This window comes from Intrasporangium calvum DSM 43043 (genome assembly GCF_000184685.1).
Taxonomy (GTDB): Bacteria; Actinomycetota; Actinomycetes; order Actinomycetales; family Dermatophilaceae; genus Intrasporangium; species Intrasporangium calvum.
Genome location: NC_014830.1, coordinates 2,608,828 through 2,635,039, shown reverse-complemented (window position 1 = coordinate 2,635,039; position 26,212 = coordinate 2,608,828). Strand labels below are relative to the sequence as shown.

General features: G+C 69.4%; 22 protein-coding genes. 17 read left to right on the top strand and 5 right to left on the bottom strand.

Annotation, left to right across the window (positions count from 1 at the left end; all coding sequences use genetic code 11):
• Positions 1-202: 202 nt before the first annotated feature.
• The 12 genes from serA (at position 203) to cimA (ending at position 14,291) form a co-directional block, all read left to right on the top strand.
• A complete protein-coding gene (gene serA / locus INTCA_RS11965; RefSeq protein ID WP_013493178.1) occupies positions 203-1,786 on the top strand; it encodes a phosphoglycerate dehydrogenase in 1,584 nt (527 codons plus the stop codon).
• Positions 1,787-2,134: 348 nt separating this feature from the next.
• Positions 2,135-2,224 (top strand): hypothetical protein, encoded by a 90-nt coding sequence (locus INTCA_RS11960; RefSeq protein WP_041307652.1) that lies wholly within the window; start codon positions 2,135-2,137, stop codon positions 2,222-2,224.
• 112 nt (positions 2,225-2,336) lie between these two features.
• Entirely contained in the window at positions 2,337-3,410 is a 1,074-nt protein-coding gene (locus INTCA_RS11955) for a 3-isopropylmalate dehydrogenase (protein ID WP_013493177.1), read from the top strand.
• Positions 3,411-3,584: 174 nt separating this feature from the next.
• Positions 3,585-4,679, top strand: a complete 1,095-nt coding sequence (locus INTCA_RS11950) for a branched-chain amino acid aminotransferase (protein WP_013493176.1) — start codon at positions 3,585-3,587, stop codon at positions 4,677-4,679.
• The gene (locus INTCA_RS11945) at positions 4,658-5,467 is read left to right on the top strand and encodes a Cof-type HAD-IIB family hydrolase (protein ID WP_013493175.1); all 810 of its coding nucleotides are present in this window, start codon (positions 4,658-4,660) and stop codon (positions 5,465-5,467) included. Before INTCA_RS11950 ends, INTCA_RS11945 begins: the two co-directional genes overlap by 22 nt.
• Before the next feature lie 100 nt (positions 5,468-5,567).
• Positions 5,568-7,130: an amino acid permease gene (locus INTCA_RS11940; RefSeq protein ID WP_013493174.1), complete on the top strand. Its 1,563-nt coding sequence runs from the start codon at positions 5,568-5,570 to the stop codon at positions 7,128-7,130.
• Positions 7,131-7,133: 3 nt separating this feature from the next.
• Positions 7,134-7,877 (top strand): FadR/GntR family transcriptional regulator, encoded by a 744-nt coding sequence (locus INTCA_RS11935; protein WP_013493173.1) that lies wholly within the window; start codon positions 7,134-7,136, stop codon positions 7,875-7,877.
• Between the two features lie 20 nt (positions 7,878-7,897).
• Complete coding sequence (locus INTCA_RS11930; RefSeq protein ID WP_013493172.1) at positions 7,898-9,265, top strand: glutamine synthetase family protein; 1,368 nt, start codon at positions 7,898-7,900, stop codon at positions 9,263-9,265.
• Positions 9,266-9,364: 99 nt separating this feature from the next.
• Positions 9,365-10,738, top strand: coding sequence for an aldehyde dehydrogenase family protein (locus INTCA_RS11925; protein ID WP_013493171.1), 1,374 nt, complete (start codon positions 9,365-9,367; stop codon positions 10,736-10,738).
• A gap of 33 nt (positions 10,739-10,771) precedes the next feature.
• Entirely contained in the window at positions 10,772-11,539 is a 768-nt protein-coding gene (locus tag INTCA_RS11920) for a 3-oxoacyl-ACP reductase (RefSeq protein WP_013493170.1), read from the top strand.
• 11 nt (positions 11,540-11,550) lie between these two features.
• Positions 11,551-12,300, top strand: a complete 750-nt coding sequence (locus INTCA_RS11915; RefSeq protein ID WP_013493169.1) for a gamma-glutamyl-gamma-aminobutyrate hydrolase family protein — start codon at positions 11,551-11,553, stop codon at positions 12,298-12,300.
• Between the two features lie 410 nt (positions 12,301-12,710).
• Positions 12,711-14,291 (top strand): citramalate synthase, encoded by a 1,581-nt coding sequence (gene cimA / locus INTCA_RS11910; RefSeq protein WP_013493168.1) that lies wholly within the window; start codon positions 12,711-12,713, stop codon positions 14,289-14,291.
• Here cimA and bioD read toward each other — a convergent pair.
• The 3 genes from bioD to bioB are packed head-to-tail and all read right to left on the bottom strand — an operon-like array spanning position 14,270 to position 18,523.
• Positions 14,270-16,144: a dethiobiotin synthase gene (gene bioD, locus INTCA_RS20585; RefSeq protein ID WP_013493167.1), complete on the bottom strand. Its 1,875-nt coding sequence runs from the start codon at positions 16,142-16,144 to the stop codon at positions 14,270-14,272. The two genes, cimA and bioD, sit on opposite strands and share 22 nt — an antisense overlap.
• A complete protein-coding gene (locus tag INTCA_RS11900) occupies positions 16,141-17,472 on the bottom strand; it encodes an adenosylmethionine--8-amino-7-oxononanoate transaminase (protein ID WP_013493166.1) in 1,332 nt (443 codons plus the stop codon). The genes bioD and INTCA_RS11900 overlap by 4 nt, the downstream gene beginning before the upstream one ends.
• A complete protein-coding gene (bioB, locus tag INTCA_RS11895; RefSeq protein WP_013493165.1) occupies positions 17,465-18,523 on the bottom strand; it encodes a biotin synthase BioB in 1,059 nt (352 codons plus the stop codon). The genes INTCA_RS11900 and bioB overlap by 8 nt, the downstream gene beginning before the upstream one ends.
• A gap of 100 nt (positions 18,524-18,623) precedes the next feature.
• Between bioB and INTCA_RS11890 the strand changes: the two genes are divergently transcribed.
• The 5 genes from INTCA_RS11890 to INTCA_RS11870 all read left to right on the top strand — a co-directional run bounded on the left by INTCA_RS11890 (position 18,624) and on the right by INTCA_RS11870 (position 24,061).
• Entirely contained in the window at positions 18,624-19,202 is a 579-nt protein-coding gene (locus tag INTCA_RS11890) for a TetR/AcrR family transcriptional regulator (RefSeq protein WP_013493164.1), read from the top strand.
• A gap of 259 nt (positions 19,203-19,461) precedes the next feature.
• Positions 19,462-19,812: a hypothetical protein gene (locus tag INTCA_RS19855; RefSeq protein WP_041307648.1), complete on the top strand. Its 351-nt coding sequence runs from the start codon at positions 19,462-19,464 to the stop codon at positions 19,810-19,812.
• Complete coding sequence (locus INTCA_RS11880) at positions 19,757-21,490, top strand: golvesin C-terminal-like domain-containing protein (RefSeq protein WP_052338009.1); 1,734 nt, start codon at positions 19,757-19,759, stop codon at positions 21,488-21,490. The genes INTCA_RS19855 and INTCA_RS11880 overlap by 56 nt, the downstream gene beginning before the upstream one ends.
• Positions 21,491-21,545: 55 nt before the next feature.
• On the top strand, positions 21,546-22,892 hold the full coding sequence (locus INTCA_RS18740; RefSeq protein WP_052338008.1) for an RHS repeat-associated core domain-containing protein: 1,347 nt from the start codon (positions 21,546-21,548) through the stop codon (positions 22,890-22,892).
• A 911-nt stretch (positions 22,893-23,803) separates the two neighbouring features.
• A complete protein-coding gene (locus INTCA_RS11870; RefSeq protein WP_041307640.1) occupies positions 23,804-24,061 on the top strand; it encodes a hypothetical protein in 258 nt (85 codons plus the stop codon).
• 90 nt (positions 24,062-24,151) lie between these two features.
• Here the strand turns inward: INTCA_RS11870 and INTCA_RS11865 are convergent, their stop codons facing one another.
• On the bottom strand, positions 24,152-25,042 hold the full coding sequence (locus INTCA_RS11865) for a hypothetical protein (protein ID WP_013493163.1): 891 nt from the start codon (positions 25,040-25,042) through the stop codon (positions 24,152-24,154).
• A gap of 96 nt (positions 25,043-25,138) precedes the next feature.
• The gene (locus INTCA_RS19570) at positions 25,139-26,188 is read right to left on the bottom strand and encodes a hypothetical protein (RefSeq protein ID WP_013493162.1); all 1,050 of its coding nucleotides are present in this window, start codon (positions 26,186-26,188) and stop codon (positions 25,139-25,141) included.
• Between the last annotated feature and the right edge of the window lie 24 nt (positions 26,189-26,212).

The following is a 26,212-nucleotide window of genomic DNA, read 5'->3' as shown; positions in this document are numbered from 1 at the left end:
CTCGCACCCTCATCCGTCCGGCATCCGGACGGGTGGTCCAGCACGTGATACGGGTCACCCGTGAGCCGATTGCGTTCACATGCTGGTTACAACTGATGACCTCGAGCGTTGCCTGCGCCTAGACTGCCCCCGGCACATCGCGGTGCCGCTGACCGGCCCGCGTACGTCCTCGGGCCGCGCACCCGCCCCGAAAGGATCCCTTGTGACCAAGCCCGTTGTGCTCATCGCCGAAGAGCTGTCACCCGCAACGATCGAGGCCCTCGGCCCCGACTTCGAGGTCCGTACCTGCGACGGAGCCAACCGTGACGAGCTCCTCCCTGCTCTCGCCGACGTCGACGCGGTCCTGATCCGCTCGGCCACGAAGATGGACGGTGAGGCGATCGCGGCAGGCCGGCGCCTCAAGGTCATCGCACGCGCGGGTGTCGGTCTCGACAACGTCGACGTCCAGGCAGCGACGCAGGCGGGCGTCATGGTCGTCAACGCACCGACCTCCAACATCACCTCCGCCGCGGAGCTCGCCATCGCTCTCCTGCTGGCCACGGCGCGCAACATCGCGCCGGCCAACCAGGCGCTCAAGGGGGGCGCCTGGAAGCGGAGCAAGTACTCGGGTGTCGAGCTGTTGGACAAGACGGTCGGTGTGGTGGGCCTCGGTCGGATCGGCGCGCTCGTCGCAGAGCGCCTCAAGGGGTTCGGGATGAAGGTCATCGCCTACGACCCCTACGCGTCCCCGGCCAAGGCCGGTCTCGTCGGTGCGCAGCTCGTCAGCCTCGACGAGCTGCTCGCCCAGTCCGACTTCATCACGGTGCACCTGCCGAAGACCCCCGAGACGATCGGGCTCATCGGCGAGGACGCACTCTCCAAGGTGAAGCCGTCGGTGCGCGTCATCAATGCGGCCCGCGGCGGCATCGTCGACGAGGCAGCCCTGGCCCGGGCGGTGGCCGAGGGCCGAGTGGCCGGTGCCGGCATCGACGTGTTCGCCACCGAGCCCACCACCGAGTCCCCCCTCTTCGAGCACGAGTCGGTGGTCGTGACCCCGCACCTCGGTGCGTCCACCGAGGAGGCGCAGGAGAAGGCCGGCATCTCGGTGGCCAAGTCGGTCCGGCTGGCCCTTTCCGGCGAGCTCGTTCCCGACGCAGTCAACGTGTCGAGCGGCTACATCGCCGAGGAGGTCCGCCCGGGCATTCCGCTCGTCGAGAAGCTCGGCCGGATCTTCACTGCCGTCGCGGGGGCGGTTCCGGCACAGCTCGACGTCGAGGTCCGGGGTGAGATCACCGAGCACGACGTCAGCGTCTGGAAGCTGGTCGCGCTCAAGGGCCTGTTCACCGACGTCGTCGAGGACCCGGTGACCTACGTCAACGCCCCGGTGCTGGCCGAGCAGCGGGACTGCCAGGTCCGACTGGTCACCGACGCGGCCGCGGGCGACTTCCGCAACGTCACGACGCTGCGTGGCACGTTGAGCGACGGCTCGATCGTCAGCGTCTCCGGCACGCTGACTGGACCGAAGATGGTCGAGAAGCTCGTCGGCATCAACGGCTACGACCTCGAGGTCCCCCTCTCGGACCACATGCTGATCTTCGAGTACTCCGACCGCCCCGGCATCATCGGCGCCGTCGGCCGGATCCTCGGCGACTCCGGCGTCAACATCGGCGGCATGCAGGTGTCCCGTGCGGCCGACCAGGCCATCGGGGTGCTCAACGTGGACAGCGCGGTGTCATCGCAGCTGGCTGCGGAGATCGCTGCCGCGGTCGACGCGAAGACGTTCACCGTCGTAAACCTGCAGGACTGACTGCCACTTTCCGTATGCCGCTGGGCTGGGACCGCGCGCTGGGCGCCGTCCCAGCCCAGCGGCATACGGCCTTCTGGACGAACCTGATTCGGTGAGGTCGGTCACATCGTGAAGATCTTTTCCTCACATCCCGGGCACGGCGTCTCATTTTCTGGAAACCCCCTGTACCTCCGGGTAGGCGCGCGTACCGTATTTGACATGACGCGGCAGGTCGTACTCATTGCCGGCCGCGGCGAGTTCCAGTAGTCAGCTACCTCGCCGCGGCGATCCCGCGTTCCCTCCGGCTGACGGTTCGCCCACCCGGGCTCGAGCCCTGAAACTCACCCACGTTCGACTTGCGAAGAAGGAATGATTGCCATGAGCGAAGACGCCCAGGCCGCCCGCCAGGCGCTGCAGGAGTCCATGGACCTGCGCGACCAGGGCCACACTGACGACTGAGCCCGTTTCGACTGCCACTGAGGCCCTCTCCCGTTCGTGGGGCGAGGGCCTCAGGCATGTCATTTCCTGAGACGTGCGTCCCACATCACAAGACGGGTTCTAGTCTGATCCCATGGGAGCAGCGCAGCGCACAGAGGGCGCCAAGAAGGACTACTCGATCGCCGTGATCGGCGGCGACGGGATCGGCCCCGAGGTCGTCGGCGAAGGGCTCAAGGTCCTGGCGGCGGCCACCGCCGGGAGCACGACGTTCTCCACCACCGACTATGACCTCGGCGCTCGCCGCTGGCACGCCACCGGGGAGACCCTGCCCGACTCGGTCCTCGAGGAGCTGCGCGGCCACGACGCGATCCTCCTCGGAGCGATCGGCGACCCCTCGGTCCCGAGCGGCGTCCTCGAGCGGGGCGTGCTCCTGCCCATCCGCTTCGCGCTCGACCACTACGTCAACCTCCGCCCGGCGAGGCTCTTCCCCGGTGTGGCCAGCCCCCTGGACGTCGCCCGCGTGGCACCGGACGGCATCGACTTCGTCGTGGTCCGCGAGGGCACCGAGGGCCCCTACACCGGCAACGGCGGGTCCCTTCGCGTCGGCACGCCCCACGAGATCGCCACCGAGGTCAGCGTCAACACCCGCTTCGGGGTCGAGCGGGTCGTTCGGGACGCGTTCGCCCGCGCGCAGGCCCGCCCCCGCCGCCACCTCACCCTCGTGCACAAGCACAACGTCCTCACGCACGCGGGTCACCTGTGGCGCCGGACCGTGGACGAGGTGGCCGTGGACTTCCCCGACGTCGAGACGGCTTACCAGCACGTCGACGCGGCCACGATCTTCATGGCGACCGACCCGGGTCGCTTCGACGTCATCGTCACGGACAACCTCTTCGGCGACATCATCACCGACATCGCCGCCGCCATCGCGGGCGGGATCGGCCTCGCCGCATCGGGCAACATCAACCCGGCGCGGACGACGCCGAGCATGTTCGAGCCCGTGCACGGGTCGGCCCCGGACATCGCCGGCCAGGGCAAGGCCGACCCCACGGCCGCGGTCCTCTCGGTGGGGATGCTCCTCACCCATCTGGGGCTCGCAGCCGAGGCGGCCCGGGTCGAAGCCGCCGTCGCAGCCGACCTCGCGGAGCGGGGGAGCGCGGTTCGCTCCACCACCCAGGTCGGCGACGCGATCGCCGCTCGCCTCTGATCACCGCAAGAGCACTCCGCGCCGATCGAAAGAGCCCTTCGCGACAGGTCGTGCCCCGGGAACCCGAGCGCCACGGGCCGAACTGCTCTCTCGATCGGGCCCTTTTCGCCGTCCCATCCGGTGGGCGATAGCCTGCAGTGGATCACTGCTGATGTGCCGCTACGGAGGTTTGCCATGACCCAGTTGTCCTTCGAGGTCACCCGTCGTGAGGACGCCACCTCGTCCGAGCGGATCGCCCAGGTGCACGAGAATCCCGGGTTCGGCAAGACCTTCACCGACCACATGGTCGTCATCGACTGGAGCGCCGCCGACGGGTGGACCGACGCGCGGGTCCAGCCCTACGGCCCGTTCCAGCTCGACCCCGCCGCTGCGGTGCTGCACTATGCCCAGGAGATCTTCGAGGGCATGAAGGCCTATCGGCACGCGGACGGCTCCGTCTGGACGTTCCGCCCGGAGGCCAACGCCGCCCGGTTCGCCCGTTCGGCTCGGCGGCTGGCGCTGCCGGAGCTGCCCGAGGCCGACTTCATCGAGTCGCTGCGACAGCTCGTCGCGGTCGACCAGGAGTGGGTCCCTGCAGCCGAGGGAGAGAAGAGCCTCTACCTGCGCCCGTTCATGTTCGCGTCGGAGGCCTTCCTCGGGGTCCGCCCGGCGCAGCGGGTCACCTACTCGGTCATCGCCTCACCGGCGGGCGCGTACTTCACCGGCGGCCTCAAGCCGGTGACCCTGTGGATCTCCACGTCGTACGCGCGCGCCGGCGCCGGCGGCACGGGCGCCGCCAAGTGCGGCGGGAACTACGCATCCTCCCTCGCCGGGCAGCTCGAGGGCGCCGAGCACGGCTGTGACCAGGCGGTGTTCCTCGACTCGTCGACGCACACCTACATCGAGGAGCTGGGTGGGATGAACCTCTTCTTCGTCACCAGGGACCGCAAGATCGTCACACCCGAGCTGACCGGAACGATCCTCGAGGGCGTCACGCGGGCCTCGATCCTCGAGCTCGCCAAGGAGCTCGACCTCGAGCCCGAGGAGCGGCGGATCCGGATCGACGAGTGGAAGGAAGGCGCTGCCTCCGGAGACATCGTCGAGATCTTCGCCTGCGGCACCGCCGCCGTCGTGACGCCTGTCGGTGAGCTGCGGTGGGACGGCGGCTCGGTCGACCACCGCCGCGACGGCCACGAGGACACGGTGGCCAGCGCGATCCGCAGCAGGCTCCTCGACATCCAGTACGGCCGGGCCGAGGACTCCCACGGGTGGATGACGCGCCTCGTCTGATCGCGACCGACCTCGACGGCACGCTGCTCCGGTCCGACGGGACGCTCTCCCACCGGACCGCGGCAGTTCTCGGCGCGGTCGAGGAGGCCGGCATCGAGGTCGTCTTCGTCACCGCCCGCCCGCCGCGCTGGCTCGACGAGCTTGCGTCTGCTGTGGGTGGGCACGGCACCGCCATCTGCGCCAACGGAGCGTTCGTCTACGACGTCGCGGCGAGGAGAGTGCGGACCAGCTCCGGTTTCGAGCATGGTCTCGTCCGCGACATCGTCGCTGACCTGCGCCGAGCGGTGCCGGACGTCGCCTTCGCAGCGGAGCGGGGCAGCGGCCTGTGGTTCGAGTCGGAGTTCCCCCACGATCCGTCCCATGTCGTCCCCGGGGACGCGGTCGAGGCCGCGATCGATGATCTCGACGACGAGGCGGTGGGCAAGCTGCTGGCCAAGTCGGCGACGCTCGGGGACGACGAGTTCCTCGAGCGGGCGACTGCGGTGGTCGGCGACCGGGCGCACGTCGCCTTCTCCGGCGCCGGCGGCCTGGCCGAGATCAACGCGGCTGGGGTGACCAAGGCAGTCGCGCTCGAGCGGTGGTCGGCCCGGCTGGGGATCGGGGCAGAGCGCGTGTGGGCCTTCGGCGACATGCCGAACGACGTGCCGATGATCCGCTGGGCCGGAGTCGGCTGGGCGGTCGCCAACGCCCACGCCGAGGTGCGAGCGGTGGCCGACCGGGTCTGCCCGTCGAACGACGACGACGGGGTCGCGGTGACCCTCGAGCGACTCCTTCAACAAATGGTTTGATCAGGAACCATTGACGGGTGGACTTCCGCAGGTATTGGATGCGTCACATCATTCGACGCGGTGGGCGAAGGTCCGCTGCCTGATGTTTGTGAGGTAGTGCATGAGCGTTCCTCCTTCATCCGATCAGGAGCTGGCCAACCGGGCGGCTGCTGACCTCCACGACGACGAAGCCCTGCTCGCGGAACTCGGCTACAAGCAGGAGCTGCACCGGGGCATGAGCGGCTTCTCGAACTTTGCCGTCTCGTTCTCGATCATCTCCATCCTTGCCGGGTGCATCACGACCTACTACCTGGCCATGGACGCTGGTGGCCCGATCGCCATCTCGATCGGCTGGCCCGTCGTCGGCATCTTCGTCCTCTGCGTGGCCCTTGCGATGGCCGAGATCTGCTCGGTCTACCCGACGGCCGGTGGTCTCTACTACTGGGCCGGGCGGCTCGCCCGCCGGAACAAGCGCATCTGGGCCTGGTACGTCGGCTGGTTCAACTTCCTCGGAGAGATCGCCGTGACCGCGGCGATCGACTACGGAGCGGCCATCACCTGGATGGCTCTGCTCAACCTGACCTTCGGCCTCGAGGTCACCGCGACCAGCACCTTCGTCGCGTTCCTCGTCATCATCGCGCTGCACGGGCTGCTCAACACCTTCGGCGTCAACCTCGTCAAGGTCCTCTCCAACGTCAGCGCCTGGTGGCACCTCATCGGTGTCGCCGTCATCGTCGGAATCCTCTGGCTCGTGCCCGACCAGCACCAGTCGCTCTCGTGGACCTTCACCGAGTTCCGCAACGAGACCGGCTTCGATGTGACGATCCTGGGCTTCCTGCCCTACGCGTTCCTCGTCGGCCTGCTCATGGCCCAGTACACCTACACGGGCTATGACGCCTCGGCCCACGTCGCGGAGGAGACCAAGGGTGCCGCCATCGAGGCGCCCAAGGGGATCGTCCGCTCGGTCTGGGTGTCGATCATCGCCGGCTGGATCCTGCTCGTCTCCGTCACGGCCGCGATCCAGGACTACGACGCCCAGCGCGCCACCGTGACCGGGCTGCCTCCTGCCCAGATCTTCATCGACGCGGCGGGGGCCGGGCTCGGCAAGTTCATGCTCCTCATCGCGGCGGTCGCCCAGTTCTTCTGCGGGATGGCCTCGGTGACGGCCAACTCGCGGATGTCGTTCGCCTTCTCGCGCGACAACGCGCTGCCGGGCTCGCGCTGGTGGTCGAAGGTCAACCCCCGGACCGGGACTCCGACCAACTCCATCTGGCTGTGCGTCGCCGGTTCCATCGTCGTCGCCCTACCGGCGCTGTGGAGCATCGTCGCCTACGCGGCGGTGACGTCGATCGCCGTGATCGGGCTCTACATCGCCTACATCGTCCCGGTCTTCCTGCGTCGCACTCACCCGGAGTTCCGGCCCGGGCGCTGGAACCTCGGGCGCTGGAGCGCGCCGATCGGCTGGATCGCGATCGGCTGGGTGGCGATCATCGTCGTCCTGTTCATGCTGCCCGCCTACGCCCCGGGCACGTGGGGGGACGACACGTTCAACTACGCGCCGATCGCCGTCGGAGTCGTCATCGTCTTCGCGACGGTCATGTGGTTCGCCGTGGGGCGAAACCACTTCATGCGGGACGTCCCCGAGGGCCATGACACGAAGGCCCCCGCGGAGCTGCTGGGCTGAGACATGGTGCGGGACAAACCGGCGGGGGAGCTCGCGACGACGGCGTTGCCGGATGCGGTCCTGCGTCCGGCGTCCGGCAACGCCTTCGAGCACGCCGTCGAGCAGCTGGCTCGCGCGATCCGTCTCGGCGTGCTCCGCGACGGAGAGCAGCTGCCTCCGGAGCGCGAGCTCGCCGAGCGGCTCGGGATCAGCCGCAACACCCTGCGCGATGCCATCGCAGCCCTTCGCGACTCCGGCCTGGTGACGACGCGGCGCGGGCGCGGAGGTGGCAGCAGGGTCACGTATGCCGCTGAGCACCCTTCCGCGGTGAACGGTTCGTATGTCCGCAGCGGAGCTGACATGCAGGACGCGTTCGCCTTCCGTCGTGTGGTCGAGCCCGGTGCCGCTTGGGTCGCAGCCACCCGTTCGCTCGCGGCGGACCAGCGGGCCTGGCTGGTGGACAGCCTGGAGAAGGTGGATCAGGCCGCTGAGCCGGCGGCCCACCGGGTTGCCGACTCGAGACTGCACCTGGCCATCGCCACGCTCTCCGGGTCACCCATGCTCGTGGACGCCGTGACCCGGGCCCAGGCCGCGCTGCACGAGATGCTGACCGCGATCCCCGTGCTGCGGCGCAACATCGAGCACTCGAACGAACAGCACCACCAGATCGTGACGGCGATCCTCGCCGGCGACCCCGAGCGCGCACGGGCGGTGATGGAGGAGCACTGTGACGCGACCTCCGCACTGCTGCGCGGGCTCATCGGCTAGACGCACCAGGAAGGCGCAGCATGGCAGCAGCACCGAAGCTCACGCTCGACCAGCTCCGCTCGGAGATCGACGACGGGACGATCGACACGGTCGTCGTCGCCTTCACGGACATGCAGGGTCGGCTCCAGGGCAAGCGACTGCACGGCCACTTCTTCCTCGACCACGTCCTCGAGCAGGGGACGGAGGGCTGCAACTACCTGCTCGCCGTGGACGTCGAGATGAACACCGTCGACGGCTTCGCGATCTCCTCGTGGGAGCGCGGCTACGGTGACATGTTCTTCGACCTCGACCTGACCACCCTGTGCCGCACACCGGGCGCCCCCCACTCGGCGACGATCCAGTGCGACCTGACCTGGCTCGACGGCAGTGGTGCGGTCGCCCAGGCGCCCCGATCGGTGCTCAAGGCCCAGGCGGGCCGGGCCGCGGCGCTGGGCCTGACCGCCTACTGCGGGACCGAGCTCGAGTTCATCGTCTTCGAGGACTCGTTCGACGCCGCCTGGGACCGCGGCTACACCGGGCTCACCCCGGCGAACCGCTACAACGTCGACTACTCGATCCTCGGCGGTGACCGTGTCGAGCCCCTGCTGCGCGAGATCCGCAACGAGATGTACCGGGCCGGTGTCGTCGTCGAAGGGGCGAAGGGGGAGTGCAACCTCGGCCAGCACGAGATCGCCTTCCTCTACGACGAGGTGGTGCGCACCTGCGACAACCACGTCATCTACCGGAACGCGGCCAAGGAGATCGCCGCACGACGGGGCCAGTCGCTGACCTTCATGGCCAAGTTCGACGAGCGCGAGGGCAGCTCGTGCCACATCCACCTGTCCCTGCGCGGCTCCGACGGGGCGATCTCGTTTGCCGACGAGGCAGGCTCGCACGGGCACAGCGAGCTCTTCGACCACTTCCTCGCGGGGATCCTCGCCACGATGCGGGAGTTCTCCTACTTCTATGCGCCGAACGTCAACTCCTACAAGCGGTTCCAGCCCGGATCGTTCGCCCCCACGACCATCGCCTGGGGCCACGACAACCGGACGTGCGCCCTGCGGGTGGTCGGCCACGGGTCGGCGCTCCGGGTCGAGAACCGCGTCCCCGGCGGTGACGTCAACCCCTACCTGGCGGTCGCGGCGATGCTCGCGGGCGGTCTCCACGGGATTGAGGAGGGGCTCGAGCTCGAGCCGGCCTTCGAGGGCAACGCCTACACGTCGGGCCGGCAGCAGGTGCCCACCACCCTCCAGGAGGCGCGTGACCTGCTCGACGCGTCGACGCTCGCACGGCGCCTGTTCACGGACGAGGTGGTCGACCACTACGTCAATGCGGCAGACGTGGAGCTCCGCACCTTCAACGCCGCCGTGACGGACTGGGAGCGCCGGAGAGGCTTCGAGCGCCTCTGAGCCCAGCGGCATACGACCCCATCTCTCGTTCGAGGTATCGGGAGACTCCCAGTGGTCGATGGTTACCTCGAACGGAGAGCGAGTGGAGAGGCAAGGACCATGAGCACCACCCACGACGTCATCAACCCAGCCACCGAGGCCCTCGTCCGCACGGTCGCGCTCACGTCGGTCGAGGACACGGACGCCATCATCGCCAGGGCTGTCGCAGCCGGGCCCGCATGGCGGGCCGTCGCACCCGGTGACCGCGGCAGGCTCCTCAGGCGCTTCTCCGACCTCGTCGGGGAGCACCAGGAGGAGCTCGCGCAGCTCGAGGTGGCCAACTCGGGGCACACGATCGGCAACGCACGCTGGGAGGCCGGCAACGTGCGCGACGTGCTCGCCTACTACTCCGCGGCGCCCGAGCGGAACTTCGGCAAGCAGATCCCCGTCCCGGGCGGCATCGACATCACGTTCAAGGAGCCGCTCGGCGTCGTCGGGATCATCGTCCCCTGGAACTTCCCCATGCCGATCGCCGGGTGGGGCTTCGCGCCGGCGCTCGCCGCGGGCAACGCCGTCGTGCTCAAGCCAGCCGAGCTGACCCCGCTCACGGCGATGCGCCTGGGTGAGCTCGCCCTCGAGGCCGGCGTGCCGGAGGGCGTCTTCACCGTCATCCCGGGCAAGGGTTCTGTCGTGGGGGAGCGGTTCGTCACCCACCCCGACGTGCGCAAGGTGTGCTTCACCGGTTCCACGGAGGTGGGGCAGCGGATCATGCGGGGCGCTGCCGACCAGGTCAAACGGGTCACCCTCGAGCTCGGCGGCAAGAGCGCCAACATCGTCTTCGCCGACGCAGACATCGAGAAGGCGGCTGCGCAGGCGCCCTACGGTGTCTTCGACAACGCCGGGCAGGACTGCTGCGCCAGGAGTCGGATCCTCGTCCAGCGCAGCGCCTTCGACGAGTTCATGGAGCGCTTCGAGACGGCCGTGAAGAACGTCGTCGTCGCTGACCCCCGCGACGAGGCGACGGAGATGGGACCGCTCATCAGCGCCGACCAGCACGCGACGGTGTCGTCCTACGTTGAGGCCTCCGACGAGCCGGTGGACGTGGCCTTCCGCGGCACGGCGCCTGAGGGTCAGGGCTTCTGGTACCCGGCTACGGTCGTCCTGCCGCGCTCCACGTCGGACCGGGTCTGGCAGGAGGAGGTCTTCGGGCCGGTCGTGGCCGTCATGCCCTTCGACGACGAGGCCGACGCGATCGCCAAGGCCAACGACACGGCCTACGGGCTGTCCGGCTCGATCTGGACGCGTGACCTCGGCACCGGCCTGCGTGTCGCTCGCGGCGTCGAGGCGGGCAACCTCTCGGTGAACTCCCACAGCAGCGTCCGCTACTGGACGCCGTTCGGTGGCTTCAAGCAGAGCGGGATCGGACGGGAGCTCGGCCCCGATGCCTTGGACGCGTTCACGGACGTCAAGAACGTCTTCATCAGCACTGAGTGACGGAACCTGAAGAGCAGCAAGGAAAGAGGAGAGATGGCAGGCAGGGTCGAGGGCAGGGTCGCGGTCGTCACGGGCGGGTGCTCGGGGATCGGGCTCGCGACGGTCCGACGGTTGGCGGAGGAGGGCGCCAAGGTCGTCATCGGCGACGTCGACGAGGTCAACGGGCCGCGGATCGCCGACGAGGTCGGGGGCACGTTCGTCATGGTCGACGTGACGAGCAAGGATGAGGTCGACGAGCTCTTCAGGGTCGCGAAGGACACCTATGGCTCCGTTGACATCGCGTTCAACAACGCGGGCATCAGTCCGCCCGAGGACGACTCGATCCTCGACACGGACCTCGATGCGTGGCGTCGGGTGCAGGAGGTCAACCTCACCTCGGTCTACCTGTGCTGCAAGGCGGCCCTGCCCTACATGCTCGAGCAGAAGCGCGGCTCCATCATCAACACGGCATCGTTCGTGGCCGTGATGGGCGCGGCGACGTCGCAGATCTCCTACAGCGCGAGCAAGGGAGGGGTCCTGTCGATGTCGCGTGAGCTGGGCGTGCAGTTCGCGCGTGAGGGGGTCCGCGTCAACGCCCTGTGCCCCGGGCCGGTCAACACCCCGTTGCTCCAGGAGCTCTTCGCCAAGGATGAGGAACGTGCCGCGCGTCGCCTGGTCCACGTGCCGATGGGCCGCTTCGGCGAGCCGGAGGAGATGGCGAACGCCGTCCTCTTCCTCGCCTCGGACGAGTCGAGCTTCATCACTGCCTCGACCTTCCTCGTCGACGGCGGGATCTCCGGCGCGTACGTCACGCCGCTCTGATCGGGGGCGAGGTGTCGGACACGCCGATCATCGGGATCACCTCGTACGTCGAGCGGGCGACGCGGGGAGACTGGGTCGACGTGCCGTCGGCACTCGTCCCGCACTCCTACGTGCGCAAGGTCGAGCAGGCTGGTGGCATCGCGGTGCTCATTCCTCCTCGGCTCGACTCGGCCGACGACGACCATCGGCTGGTGCGTGAGCTGCTGCGGCGGCTCGACGGCGTCATCATCTCGGGCGGTGCCGACGTGGCTCCGGAGCTCTACGAGGCTGAGGGCCACCCCACGGTGCAGGCCTCCCGGCCAGACCGCGACACGACCGAGATGGCCATCGCGGACGTCTCCGGAGAACTCGACCTGCCGGTCCTCGGCATCTGTCGTGGCATGCAGGTGATGGCGGTCGCCGTGGGCGGGACGCTCGAGCAGCACGTTCCCGAGCGGGTGGGCCACGACGACCACTCGCCCGCCCCGGCGACCTACGGCAGCCACCCGGTCCACCCGGTGCCGGGCACCCGGCTCGCCGGCTTGCTCGGGGCCGAGGTCGACGTCCCGAGCTACCACCACCAGTCCGTCGTCACCCACCCCGGCTACGTCGCGGCGGCGTGGGCACCGGACGGGACGCTGGAGGCGATGGAGCACCCGGCCGCGCTCTTCCGCCTGGCGGTCCAGTGGCACCCCGAGGAGGGGGAGGACCCACGGCTCTTCGAGGCGCTGGTGGCCGCCGCCAGGTCGTATGCCGCTGGGCGGGCCGAGCCGCCCACCTGACCCCAGCGCGCCCACCCACCGTCGAGTGTGCACTTCGTGCCGGCAGGAAGTGCACACTCGGGCGGGCCCTCGGGGCAGGAAGTGCACACTCGACGGATCTGCGCGGCAAGGTCTCGTGGCCGGGCGCCATCGGTCCAGCATGCGGACGCGCGGTTTCGGGCGACGGAGCGGGCTGCCACGATGACTTCGTGACGCACCTCCTCAGGGCTGCCACCAGCACGCTCATTATCACGTAGCGCGACGAGAGACCCTCGTCGCGCAGACCTCCCTACCCGGGGGGTCTTTTTGTTTCCCCGGCCACCAGCGGGGGAGAGCCGCGAAGCACACCCAGCCCAGCGGCATACGGATCAATGAGAGCCCGAGGGGCGAACGGCCACGCCGACCCACGACGAGTACGAGAGAATCACGCCATGGAAGCGCTCCACGTCTACGACACCACCCTGCGCGACGGCGCCCAGCAGGAGGGGCTCAACCTCTCGGTGTCGGACAAGCTCGCCATTGCCGGTCTGCTCGACGACCTGGGGGTCGACTTCATCGAAGGCGGATGGCCCGGCGCGAACCCGAAGGACACGGAGTTCTTCGAGCGCGCCAGGACCGAGCTGCACCTGCGTCACGCGACGCTGGCCGCCTTCGGGGCAACGCGACGTGCGGGTTCTTCGGCCGGAGAGGACCCGCTCGTCGCCGCTCTCATCGACGCTGGCACGTCCGTCGTCTGCCTCGTCGCCAAGTCCCACGTCCGCCACGTCGAACAGGCCCTGCGCACCACGCTCGACGAGAACCTCGCGATGGTCCGGGACACGGTGACCCACCTGGTGGCCGCGGGCAAGCGCGTCTTCCTCGACGCCGAGCACTTCTTCGACGGGTGGCACCTCGACCGCGACTACGCGCTCTCGGTCGTGCGGACTGCCCACGAGGCTGGCGCGGAGGTCGTCGTCCTCTGCGACACCAACGGCGGGATGCTCCCGCACGTCGTCGAGGCGGTCGTCGCGGACGTCATCGCCGCGACCGGCGCCCGCGTCGGGGCGCACTGTCACAACGACACCGGCTGCGCCGTCGCCAACTCGGTGGCCGCCGTGCGAGCCGGCGCGACCCACGTGCAGGGCACGCTCAACGGCTACGGCGAGCGCACCGGCAACGCCGACCTCGTCACCGTCGCGGCGAACCTCCAGTTCAAGCTCGGCCTCGACGCGATCACCCCGGAGTCCTTCCACAAGGCGATGCATGTCGCCCACGCCATCAGCGAGATCACCAACGTGCCCGCCTACAGCCGGCAGCCCTACGTCGGCGCGAGCGCCTTCGCGCACAAGGCGGGGCTGCACGCGAGCGCGCTCAAGGTCGACCCTGACCTCTACCAGCACATGGACCCGGCGCTCGTCGGCAACGGGATGCGCACACTCGTCTCCGACATGGCCGGCCGGGCGAGCATCGAGCTGAAGGCCAAGGAGTCCGGGCTCGACCTGTCCGACCGACCCGACGTCGTCGCCGCGGTGCTGGCCGAGGTCAAGGCCCTGGAGCAGCGCGGCTGGACCTTCGACGCGGCGGACGCGACGGTCGAGCTGATGGTCCGCGAGGCGCTCGAGCCGGGCAGCACGAGCTACTTCGAGGTCGAGTCGTGGCGGGTCATGACCGACTCGTCCGCGCTGGGCGGCGCGACGTCGGAGGCGACGGTCAAGATCGTGGCCGACGGTGCCCGCCACCTCGCCGTGGGGGAGGGCAACGGCCCGGTCAACGCCCTCGACCACGCCATCCGCGAGGGGCTCACCAAGGCCTACCCCGAGATCGAGAAGCTCGAGCTGATCGACTTCAAGGTCCGCATCCTCGACGCCTCGCACGGCACGGACGCGGTGACTCGCGTGCTCATCGAGATGTCCGACGGCGAGACGTCGTGGGACACGATCGGGGTCGCCGGCTCGATCCTCGCGGCGTCCTGGCGAGCCCTGACCGACGGGATCGTCTACGGCCTGATCCGTCAGGGCGTGCCGAGGCGCTGACCCAACCCGGGGAGCCACGTCGGCGCCGCGTCGTGGAACTGGGCCGGGTCGCGGGTTGGAGCGCCGTGGGGGACGGCGCCGAGGAGTCCGTCAGGTCGGGCGGCAAGGTGGTCCCGGTTCGTCCGCTCAAGGTGGCTGGGGCTGGCCGGCCAGGACCCAAGGACGGTGCCGAGACTGCGGATTCCCCTGCCCTGCAACGCCTCCCGAGTCAGCATGGTGTGGTTCAGCGTGCCGAGGGAGCTGCGGGCGACGATGATCGCGGCGGCATCCGCCAGGGCCAGGGCGAGGTCGGCGAGCGTCTCGCCGGCCTCGGTGAGCTCGACGAGCAGGCCGCCGGCGCCCTCGACGAGAACGTGGTCGTGGCTTGCGGTGAGGGCGGTGATCTCGGCGACGTGGTCGGCGAGGGTGGGCAGGGTGGTGCCCTCGAGCGCGGCCGCCGGACGGGGGGCCATCGGCTCGCGGAGCCGGGCGCCCTCCCGAGTGGGGATGCCCGCCAGTCGCTCGACCTCGCCCATGTCGCCGGGCTCGCCGGGTGCCACGCCGGTCTGGACGGGCTTGTATGCCGCTGGGCTCAGTCCCGCTGCGACCAGCGCTGCCGCCGTGGCTGCGGTGACGACGGTCTTGCCCACGTCGGTGTCGGTGCCGGTGACGATGAGCACGCGCGGCAGCAGCGGCAGGTTCTGCACACTCGACTGGGGGTTGGGTCGAGGGTGCTCTTCGTGCCGCGTGGCGACCTCGGCGACGAGGCGGGCTGCGGCCTCGACCTCGGCGGGGGAGAGGTCGGCCCGGGCGGTCACTCGCAGGCGCGAGACGCCGTCAGGGACACTCGGCGGCCGGAAGCAGCCGACCAGCACACCTCGCTCACGCAGCTCGAGGCACGCCGCCACGGCGGACCCGGGAGAGGGCATCGGGATCGACTGGACCGCCCCGGCCGACTGGTCGATGCCACAGATCCCGGAGATCAGGGCGGCGTTGGACCGGACCCGTTCCGCGAGCGACGGATCGGATGCGACGAGCCGAGCCGCCTCGGCGGCGGCGCCTGCAGCGGCGGGTGCCAGGCCGGTGTCGAAGATGAAGCTGCGAGCCGTGTTGACGAGGTGCTCGCGCACCTCGGACCGACAGAGCACGGCACCGCCCTGCGATCCGAGTGACTTCGACAGGGTCGCCGTGACGACGACACTGGGCGCGCCGGCCAGCCCCACCTCGGCGACGAGCCCCCGACCCTGCCCGGCGACCCCGATCCCGTGGGCCTCGTCGACGACGAGCAGCGCGTCGTGCCGGGCGACGGCTTCGGCAAGCGCGACCAGGGGCGCGGCGTCACCCAGCACGGAGTAGATCGACTCGACGGCGACGACGACGCGAGACCCGCGGCGCGCAGCCAGCAACGTGTCCAGGTCCGCGACGTCGTTGTGACGGAAGGTGGCGTACGGCACCCGGGACATCCGAGCCGCGTCGTGCAGGGAGGCGTGGGCGTGCTCGTCGAGGAGGATCTCAGCGCCCCGCCCGGACAGCGCGGTCAGCACGCCAAGGTTGGCCGCATAGCCGGTCGAGAAGACCAGCGCGCTCGTCTGCCCGGTCAACTGGGCCAGTGCCGCTTCGAGCTCGCGATGGACCGGCAGCGTGCCGGTGACGAGCCGCGAGGCGGTCGCCCCAGCACCGTGCCGGTCGATCGCAGCGTGGGCCGCGGCGACGACTCGTGGGTCCCGCGACAGGCCGAGGTAGTCGTTGCTGGCCAGATCCAGCGGCGCCCGCCCTCCGACATCCCGGAGGACCGGGTCGGACCGGACCGTGCCGCGCTCGACCCGCAGTGCCGCACGCTCGGCGAGCCAGTCGTCCCACACCGTGCCGCTCATCGACCGTGCACCTCCTGGACGGCGCCGACGATGGCCGCGCCGATCGTCGCGACGTCCTCCTCGGAGGTGATGTAGGGCGGCATGGTGTAGACGAGGTCGCGGAACGGGCGGACCCAGACGCCCCGCGCCAGGGCCGCGCGCGTGACCCGAACGACGTCGACGGGACGATCCAGCTGGACGACGCCCACCGCCCCGAGCACCCGAACGTCCTTGACACACAGCAGGTCCCGCGCAGGCGCCAGCCCCGCAGCGAGCCCATGCTCGATCCGCGCGACGTCGTCCTGCCAGCCGAGCGCCAGCAGGTCGAGCGACGCGCCCGCCACGGCGCAGGCCAGCGGGTTGGCCATGAACGTCGGCCCGTGCAACAGGGCCCGGAACGTCGACCGGGTGATGACCTCACCGACCCGAGCCGTCGTCAGCACGGCCGCGAGGGTCAGGTAGCCACCCGTCAAGGCCTTGCCGACGCACATCACGTCGGGGGTGACGCCCGCCCACTCGCACCCGAAGAGCCGCCCGGTCCGCCCGAACCCGGTGGCGATCTCGTCCGCGACGAGGAGCAGCCCGTGCTCGTCGGCGACCTCCCGCATGACCCGCAGGCACTCGGGGTCGTAGACGTACATCCCGCCGGCCCCCTGCAGCACGGGCTCGACGACGATCGCGGCCAGCTCGTCCGTATGCCGCTGGGCCAGCTCCCGGAAGCCAGCGGCCCAGGCGTCGACCTCGTCCACAGACGCCGCCGGCCGCTCTCGGTCCAACGGCAGCCGGGCCGCCGGGGGGCGCGGGGCGAAGAGGTGCCGGGCCAGCACGCCGGGGAAGGCCGAGTGCATCCCGTCGACGGGGTCGCAGACGCTCATCGCCGCGAACGTGTCGCCGTGGTAGCCGCCGCGCACCGTGAGGAACCGCTGCCGGGCGGGTCGCCCCCGCGCCGCCTGGTACTGCAGGGCCAGCTTGAGGGCCACCTCGACCGACACGGAGCCGGAGTCGGCGAAGAAGACGTGCGCCATCCCGGGCGCGAGCGCGACGAGGCGCTCGGCGAGCGACACGGCAGGCTCGTGCGTCAGCCCACCGAACATGACGTGGCTGAACGCGTCGATCTGCGCGTGCGCAGCCGCGTCGAGCGCGGGGTGCCGGTAGCCGTGGATGGCGCACCACCACGAGGACATCGCGTCGATCGCCTCGACCGCTGCCCGCTCAGCCGAACGCAGACGGAGCCGGACCCCGGAAGCGGACTCAGCGGCATACGGCATCGGACCGTCGAGAGGAGCGTAGGGGTGCCACACGAGTCCGCGGTCGCGCTCGGTCACCGAGCGCAGGGCGACCTCAGGCATTGGGGGCGAGCGCGGTCCCGGCGCCGCGGCGGCGGATCGACGGGTCGTGCGAACCCGCCTCGTCCCCAGCCTCCTCCGCGCCGAGCACGACGAAACCGTTGTCGCGGATCAGCTCGAGGTCGGCCTCGGCGGCCTGTCCCTCAGAGGTCAGGTAGTCGCCGAGGAAGATCGAGTTGGCCACGTGGAGCGCGAGGCCCTGGAGGGAGCGGAGGTGCATCTCACGACCACCGGCGATGCGAATCTCCTTGTCAGGACAGACGAACCGCGCCATCGCGAGGATGCGGAGGCAGCGTCCCGGGGTGAGCTCCCAGGTCCCCTCGAGGGGGGTGCCGTCGAAGGGCATGAGGAAGTTGACGGGGATCGAGTCGGAGCCGAGGTCGCGCAGCGCGAAGAGCGCCTCGACGAGCTGCTCGTCGGTCTCCCCGAGGCCGGCGATGAGGCCAGAACACGCGGACAGCCCGGCGCCCTGGGCGCGTTCGACCGTCTCGACGCGGTCGGCGTAGGTGTGGGTCGTGACGATCTCGTCGTGGTGCGACTCGGCGGTGTTGAGGTTGTGGTTGTAGGCGTCGACGCCCGCCGCGCGCAGCCGCTCGGCCTGGCCGTCCTTGAGCAGGCCGAGGCAGGCGCAGACCTCGACGTCGGGGTGCTCCTCCTTGAGGGCGCCGACCAGGCCGGCGACGCGCTCGACGTCGCGGTCGGTCGGGCCCCGTCCGCTGCTGACCATGCAGACCCGGGTCGCGCCGCCGCGCAGGCCGGCGGTCGCCTGCTCGATGGCCTCGTCCGTCTTGAGCCAGGTGTACGTGAGGATGTCGGCGCCGGAGCCGAGCCGCTGGGAGCAGTAGCCACAGTCCTCCGGGCAGAGGCCGGACTTGAGGTTGACGAGGTAGTTCACCTTCACCGTGTTGCCGAAGTGGGCTCGGCGCAGTCGTCCGGCCGCGGCGACCAGGGGGAGGAGGTCGTCGTCGGCTGCCCGGAGCACGGCGAGGGCGTCGGCGTGGCTCGCCGGCGTCCCGGCGAGAACGGTGTCGGCGAGCTGGTCGAAGATCGGCATGGCGCTCCTGTCTTGAACGGCGTTCAATTGAACGGCGTTCAGTATGCCGCCCGGACGTGGCACGATGTCAACCGTTGCCCACGCGATGAGGAGGTGACCTGTGGCACTGACCCGCGACCACGTCGTCTCCACCGCGGTCGAGCTGCTCCGGCGGTATGGCCTGGCCGACCTGTCGATGCGCCGCCTCGCCCGCGAGCTCGACGTGCAGCCGGGCGCGATCTACTGGCACGTCGCGAGCAAGCAGGAGCTCCTCGTCGAGGTGGCCGCCGCGTTGCTGGCGGAGGTGCCCGGGGTGCGGGAGGAGGTGCCGCAGAGCGAAGCCCTGGCTGCGCTGGCCGAGCTGGCGACCGCAGTCCGCGCGGCCTTGGCGCCCGTGCCTGACGCCGCCGACGTCGTCGGGATGGCGTATGCCGCTGAGCGCGCTTCCGTGACCGCGTTGCGGGAGCTGCGTGGCCTGGTGGGACGCGCTGGGGTGCCGGCTGACTCATGCGACGCGGTGACTGACCTGCTCGTCCACCACATCCTCGGCTCGGTCGCGCTGGAGCAGAACGAGCGGCTCGCTCAGGCCGGGGACGCCGGTGGTGCAGGCCGAGACGGGGCCGAGGTTGCCAGGTCGTTTGCGGTCGGCCTCGAGGTCATCGTGCGCGGCCTGGTCGCCGCAAAGGTCAGCAGTTCGTAAATTCTTCGCCACAGGTTTGGTCCGCTTCGAGAGGCGAAAGCATACCGGCTTCGGTTTCCGTTGACGCTAATCGCATTGTTGCGCAGCGAGATTCACACCACCCTAGGCCCGTGGAGGGTGGGCCGCAGTTCGGTTTGCGGTGTTTGCACCCGATCTGGGATTGTCGGCGCGGCCCACCCTCCACGGGCCAATGGCTCGCCCTTGGCGCCGTGTCGGCCTGTGCCGGCACGGCGGCATGGGCTGGATCAGGGGAGTTCCTGTGAACATCGTGCTGCGTGCCGGCGTGTCCATCGTGGCTTCGGCCCTCATCGCCAGCGGGCTGGTCGTTCCCGCGGCACGGACGTCGGCGGAGGCGGCGCCGACTGCGGCGGCCTCAGTGGGCGCCGCTTCGGCGCCGACATGGCAGCCGCCGGCGCCGCCACGGGACACCGTCCTCAACGCGGGCGCGGTGCCGCGGGGAGGCGTCCTTGCGGCCGGCAAGGATGCGCCGAAGGCGAAGCGCGTCAGGGAGCTTCCGGGCAGGCGGAGCGCCAACGGCAAGGTGTTCGAGCTCAGTGACGGGCGTCTCGAGCACGGACCAGGAGAACCAGACCACCACCGTCACCCTTGACGCTCGCGGCCAGGTCGCCGAGGCCAAGTCGCCGTTCAAGGACGACGCCGGCACGATCACCTACCGGTACACGCGCTTCGAGTACGACCAGGTCGGCAACCGGAGCAAGGTCATCACACCCCGCGGGGTCGCCACGGCCGCAGTCGCGGACGACTTCGTCCACCAGACCGTCTACGACGAGCTGAACCGGGTCAAGGAGACCCTCACCCCGTACAACCCCTCCGACGCCCGGTACAAGACGGCCAACAAGACGACGTACGGCTACGACGCGGTCGGCCGGCTCAAGACGCTCTCGCAGCCGCCGTCGGAGGGTCAGACAGTCCGCAACAACACGCTGTACTCCTACTGGGACCACGGGGCCGTCAAGACCTCCACCGACCCGTGGGACATCATCACCTCCTACGACTACAACCCGCTCGGGCAGCAGACCAGGCGCACCCTGACCTCGGCCGGTGGCCAGGCACGGGTGATGACCTGGGACTACCACCCGGACGGGAAGCTGAAGTCGCGTGCCGACTCCGGCGCGCCGGTCGGCGCGCACGTCGTGCTGGTCGACGACGGGGACACCGGCAACGTGAAGGCCACCGGGACTTGGACTGCCTCCTCGACCGGGACCGGCTACCAGGGAGTCGGTTACCGCACCCACGCGGCCGGCACCGGGAGCGACACGTTCGAGTGGACGCTGAACATCCCGCAGGACGGGCAGTACACGCTCTACGCGAAGTACCCGGCCGTGACCGGTGCGACGACGAGTGCGGCGTACACGGTCAAGCACGCCTCCGGTGAGGCCAAGCCCACGCTGAACCAGACCACGCAGGCCGGACAGTGGGTCTCCCTGGGCAAGTACACCTTCGCCGACGGCAACACCGGCAAGGTGACCCTGGCCCAGTCCTCGGGCGGCATCGCCGTCGCCGACGGCATCAAGGCCGTGCGCGACAACAGCGGCGACACCGACACCGAGAACCGCGACTTCCTCTACGGCTACGACGTCAACGGCAACCTGACCAGCATCACCGACCAACGCACGGGTGTGGCGGTGACGAACTACGCCGTGGACTACACCCAGCTCAACCAGGTCAAGTCGGTCACCGAGTCCGGTGCCAGCAGCGGGACGACAACGTTCACGTACACCGAGAACGGCGCCGTCAAGACCACTACTCACGCCAAGACGTACGCCAGCTACGAGTACGACGCCCGCGACCTGCTCGCCAAGGTCACCAATGGGGCCTCGGCCACCGACCCGGCCGCCAAGACGACCACCTACACGTACACGGATGCGGGTCGGCGGTTGCGGGAGGTCAAGGGCAACGGGAACACGGTCGACTACGGGTACTTCCTGGACGGTTCGGTCTCCTCGATGCTGGAGAAGACCTCGGCCGGAGCCAGGGTGGCCGAGCACCAGTTCGACTATGACCTGAACGGCAACCGCACCAAGGACGCGGCGTCCACGATGGACGCGGACGACCATGCCGCGGTGGTGGCGACGACCTCGGTGTACACGTTCGACCCGGTGGACCGGGTCGCGACCGTGACCAAGACGGGGGCGGGGGTGGGCAGCGAGTCGTACACGCATGACGCGAACGGCAACGTCATCGCCCAAAGCATCGGCGGGGTGGCGACCTCGCCACCGGCTGCTGACCGCGGCGTCGGGCGGGTCGAGCGCTGGCTACACGTATGACCCGTTCGGTCGGCTCGAGTCGGTCACCTCGGCCGGCAGGCAGCTCGAGCGGAAGGTGTACGACGGGTTCGACCACGTCATCGAGCACCGCAAGCTGACCGACACCGGGGCGCTGGCCACGACCCGGTACGTGTTCGACGCGCTGGACCGGACCGTCTCGAAGACCACCGGCGCCGGCACGGCGGGCGCGGCGACGACCGAGTTCGCGTACCTGGGGTTGACCGGGCAGCTGCTCGAGGAGCTCGACGCGGCCACGGACGCGGTGCAGGCGAGGTACACGTACTCGGCGACCGGGGAGCGGCTCGGGCAGTCGAAGAAGACCAGCGCGGGGGTGTGGGAGGACTCGTTCTACGGGTACAACGCGCACTCCGACGTCGAGACCCTCACCAAGCAGGATGGGTCGACGCGGGCGACGTACGGGTACAGCGCGTACGGCAGCGACGACACGGCCCGGTTCACCGGGATCGACAAGCCGACCGTGGGCGAGCCCGGAGCCGAGGGGTACAACGTGTACCGGTTCAACGCGAAGCGGTGGGATGCCGCCTCCGGCGTGTACGACATGGGCTTCCGTGACTACGACCCGGGGTTGAACCGGTTCACCACGAGGGACATGTACAACGGCGCCCTGGCGGACCTGAACCTGGCCGCGGACCCGTTCAACGGCAACCGGTACGGGTTCGCCGGCGGCAACCCCATCAACCGCATCGAACTCGACGGGCACCGACCGATCGAAGGCAACGACTATTCGCCCGGCTCGATCACGTTGCGCCCGCCGACCGTGACCAACTCGGCTCTTCAGGAAGCACTCAACAACACGTACGCGAAGCCGGGCGAGCGAAAGGTAATCGGGAACGGCAAGGCTTCCGCAGCCCTGTTGCATGAGAAGCGCACGGGAGAGATGACGCGCGGTGCAGGTAGACGCACCTACTTCCATCATCTCGACGTTTTGGAACTTGCTAGGAAGTATGCTGGACTGCTTGAAGCTGACCGCAAGGCGCGCCTCGCCGGGGGCATGCTGCTAAGCGTGGACGAGCAGACCATCGCGCGGAGAGAATTCGCAGAGCTTTGGGACGCTCTTAAAGCCGAAGATGTTGCGGGGAAGGTGGAGGAGCATATCAACGCCAATGAGTCATACAAGAGACAGAGAGACGCGAATAGGCGCCTCATCGATAACTCCTACGCGGTCCGCGATATCACCGGACAACCGTTCGAGCAGGTGCACCCAGACGCCCCGCCCATGCGCGTAAAGGGCGCCCCTGCTTCACGCATTCTCGGGAACATGAACAGTGTCCTTATCGGATTTGATGTTTACTGGTGGTGGCAGGATGTGGGCTCCATCATGAATGGTACCTACTGCGGTCTTGGAGGATCGTGCCTAAATCCAAATGACGCGCTGTCGTAGGGTGGGTGCCAGTCTGTGATCGACGAACATTCCCTCGTTTCATACTTGCGCCAGTCGTTTCCCGATAAGGACAGCGTGATACTTGAACGCGTGACAACTGAGGAGTCGTCCCCCTATGGCATCGTGGGGGGCATCTGGTGGGACCTGCTTGAGCCGGCACTCCAGAATAGAGATAAGACGATGGCCCGACGATGCTTTGGTGTGGTGGAAGACCTCCTTCAAACTGGCACTGACTTGATCGCCGGCGCTGTCAGGTTTCGCATCACGCCATTCTTGATACCGTGGGAGGCGCAGTGTGGAGACTTGATCGGGCCGCTACTCAAGGAAGACATCCATGCGGCGCGGGGCGGTTAGGCAGTGGGCGGTCGTTGAGTTCGACAGGTGTAATAGTTAGCGATGAGTCGTCGGCATCTTCCTCTTCCCCCAGACGTTGGGCGCCAAACGTTGTTTCTCCATACGGGGGCTGGGCCGGCGATATTGTCGTTTCTTACGGCCAAGCTTCGTCTGGGGGCTGTGGCATTGCCGAAGCAGTGTGTCCCGCCTCAGCCGCGATGGCGGAAGTAGGTGGGAGGTCAGACCGTGGCTCCACTGGGCCAATCGGATCAGGCGAGGCCTGAAGGGGCTGATTGCGAAGCAGCCCGACAAGTAGCTGAGCAGCAGTTCGATATCGGTCCGAAAGCGTTCAACGAATAGTTCGTTCAGCGTGCCGCCAACTGGAACTCCGAGGACAAGATGGGGCCGTAGGAGCCAGTTTCACCCGTCAGCGAGGACCAGTGAGGCGCGTGCCGGACCAGGGGGTGTCTGTGGTGACGGGAGGGCTGGTACTGGAGGCTCTGTCGGGAGCGAACTCAGCGGCATACGGGATGCGCGTGTAGACGACCACGTATACGTACACCGATGCGGGTCGCCGGTTGCGGGAGGTCAAGGGCAACGGGAACACCGTGGACTACGGCTACTTCCTGGACGGTTCGGTCCGCTCGATGCTGGAGAAGACCTCGGCGGGGGTGAGGGTGGCCGAGCACCAGTTCGACTATGACCTGAACGGCAACCGCACCAAGGACGCGGCGTCCACGATGAACGCCGACAACCACGGCGCGCTCGTGGCGACCGCCTCGACGGGACACGTTCGACCGATTGGGCCGGGTCGCCACCGTTGCCGGGACCGGTGACGGGGCGGGGATAGGTTCGTACCCGCACGACGCGACACGCACCGTCGTCGGCAGCACAGGCAGCGGACGCTCCCGTGGCGCTGACCAGTGTCAGTCCAAGGCATCAGTCGAGCGCATCGGCACTGCCACCTGGTCGATCGCCGCGATGAGTCGGCTGCGCAGTGCCTGGCTGCGCTCGCTGAACCCTCGCTGCTCCTCGACGTAGCGGGCCTTGCCCTCGGCGGTCTCGATCGGCACCGGCTCGTAGCCGAGCTCGCGCAGGTCGTAGGGCGAGGCCCGCATGTCCAGCTCGCGGATGTCGCGGGCCAGCTCGAAGGCGTCCGCCGCGAGGTCGCTGCCGACAGCGGGGGAGAGCTTGATTGCCCATTTGTAGAGATCCATGCCGGCGTGGAGGCACCCCGGTTGCTCGTATGCCGCTTGGCTGGCTCGCGTCGGCGTCAGCAGGTTGCGCGGGGCTGCGTCGGGCGTGAAGAACCGGTAGGCGTCGAAGTGCGAGCAGGCGATCTGGTGGGTCTCGACGACCGCGTCGGTCCCGTCGGGCCCGAGGCGCAGCGGCCACGCCGCGTGACGGATGTCGGACTGGGGAAGGCGGTAGACCATCGCCCACTCGTGCAGGCCGAAGCATCCGAAGCGGCCCGGGCGCGAGGCTGTCTGCGTCAGGAGGTCGCGGACGAACCGGACGGTGTCACCGCGCGCATCGAGGAACGCCGCGAGGTCGACGGTCACCACATCACCCTCGACCCGGTAGAAGCGCCAGCCCCGATGCGGCGCACTCCCGGCGCCGGCCAGCCCCACTCCGGCGCCCGGGTGCCATCGCCTCAGGCGACCCGAGGTCCAGCCGTAGTAGGTGAACAGGAAGTCCTCGACCGGGTGCTTCCGCCCGTCGGCCCGCCGGACGCGGTGTGCGGCGGTGAGGGCGTCGACCCTGGCCTCGTGCCCGGCGGTGGCGACAAGCCACTCGCCCTCGTCCAGGATTCTCACGCCAGCAGGTTACGCGGGGGGCGGGGCCGGACCCTCCACGATCCCGGCCCCGCCATTCACAGTCTTACCCCGTCGGGTGGCGATGCAACCGCGAAATCACAACTCTGTGGCGCGCGTCGCACCGCCGGACCGCACGAGTCCGACGAGGTGCGTCAGCCGACCGCGGCCGACGAGGGCGAGCGCGAGCAGCAGCCACGGCAAGGCCTGCGGTCCGCTGGTCGGCAGGAAGCTGCTGGCCGTCGTCTGCGCGGTGATCGTCGGCTCGCACGCGTCGTCCCCGGTGCTGCTGCTCGTGCCGGACCCACCGGCCGAGCCGCCGCCGGTAGTACCGCCGTCAGAGCCGTCACCCGCGCCGCCATCGGAGCCGTCGGACCCGTCTCCGTCGGAACCACCATCGTTGCCCGGACCGGAGCCATCACCATCACCGGCAGGCCGCGGGCACGGCACGACGAGCTTCTCCAACGGCACCCCGGCCTCGATCAGCTCCGCGACGAGCTCGTGGTCGAGCAGCAGCACGCTCGCCTCCAAGGGTGGCTCAGCCTTGACCCGCACACACGCCCCGACCAGCTCGGACACCGACGCGTCGGCGCCCTCTGACTCGGGCGCCGAGCCCGATGGGCACGGAGCGAGCAGCCCGGGCAGCGCCTCGATGAGCGGCGTGCTGATGTCGTGGCCGCCGACCGTGACGTCGAGGTTGGCGACGGCGGTGCCGGTGCCGGTCACCTGAACGCACGCCTTCGCGAGCGGGGCCGCGTTGACCGAGAGCTTGAGGACCTCGCCCGGTCCCGACCCGGGCACCACGCGAGCGAGCGGCGTGTCCGCCGTCTTCTCGTCGGCCGGGCGGAGGACCTCTTTGACCGCGGAGCCGACCGGGGCCAGCGGCGCGTCGTCGGACGTTCCGCCTGACCCGGTGCCCGGCGACGGCGCCGGAGCGCCCCCGTCGGCGCTGATCCGGTCCGTCACGTCCTTGACCACATCGCCGGGCTCGGTGAGGGCGTCGTGCAGCCCGTCCCCGCTCGGCGACGTCTGTGATGTCGGGACGGACACGGCGAAGGCGCTCGAAGCGCCGACCGTCACGGCGAGCGCCAGCGCCGCTGCGCCACCTCCGGCGGCGAGAGAGACGAGCAGGGAACGGCGGTGAGACATGGGGACCCCTTCCGGGAGCGATCG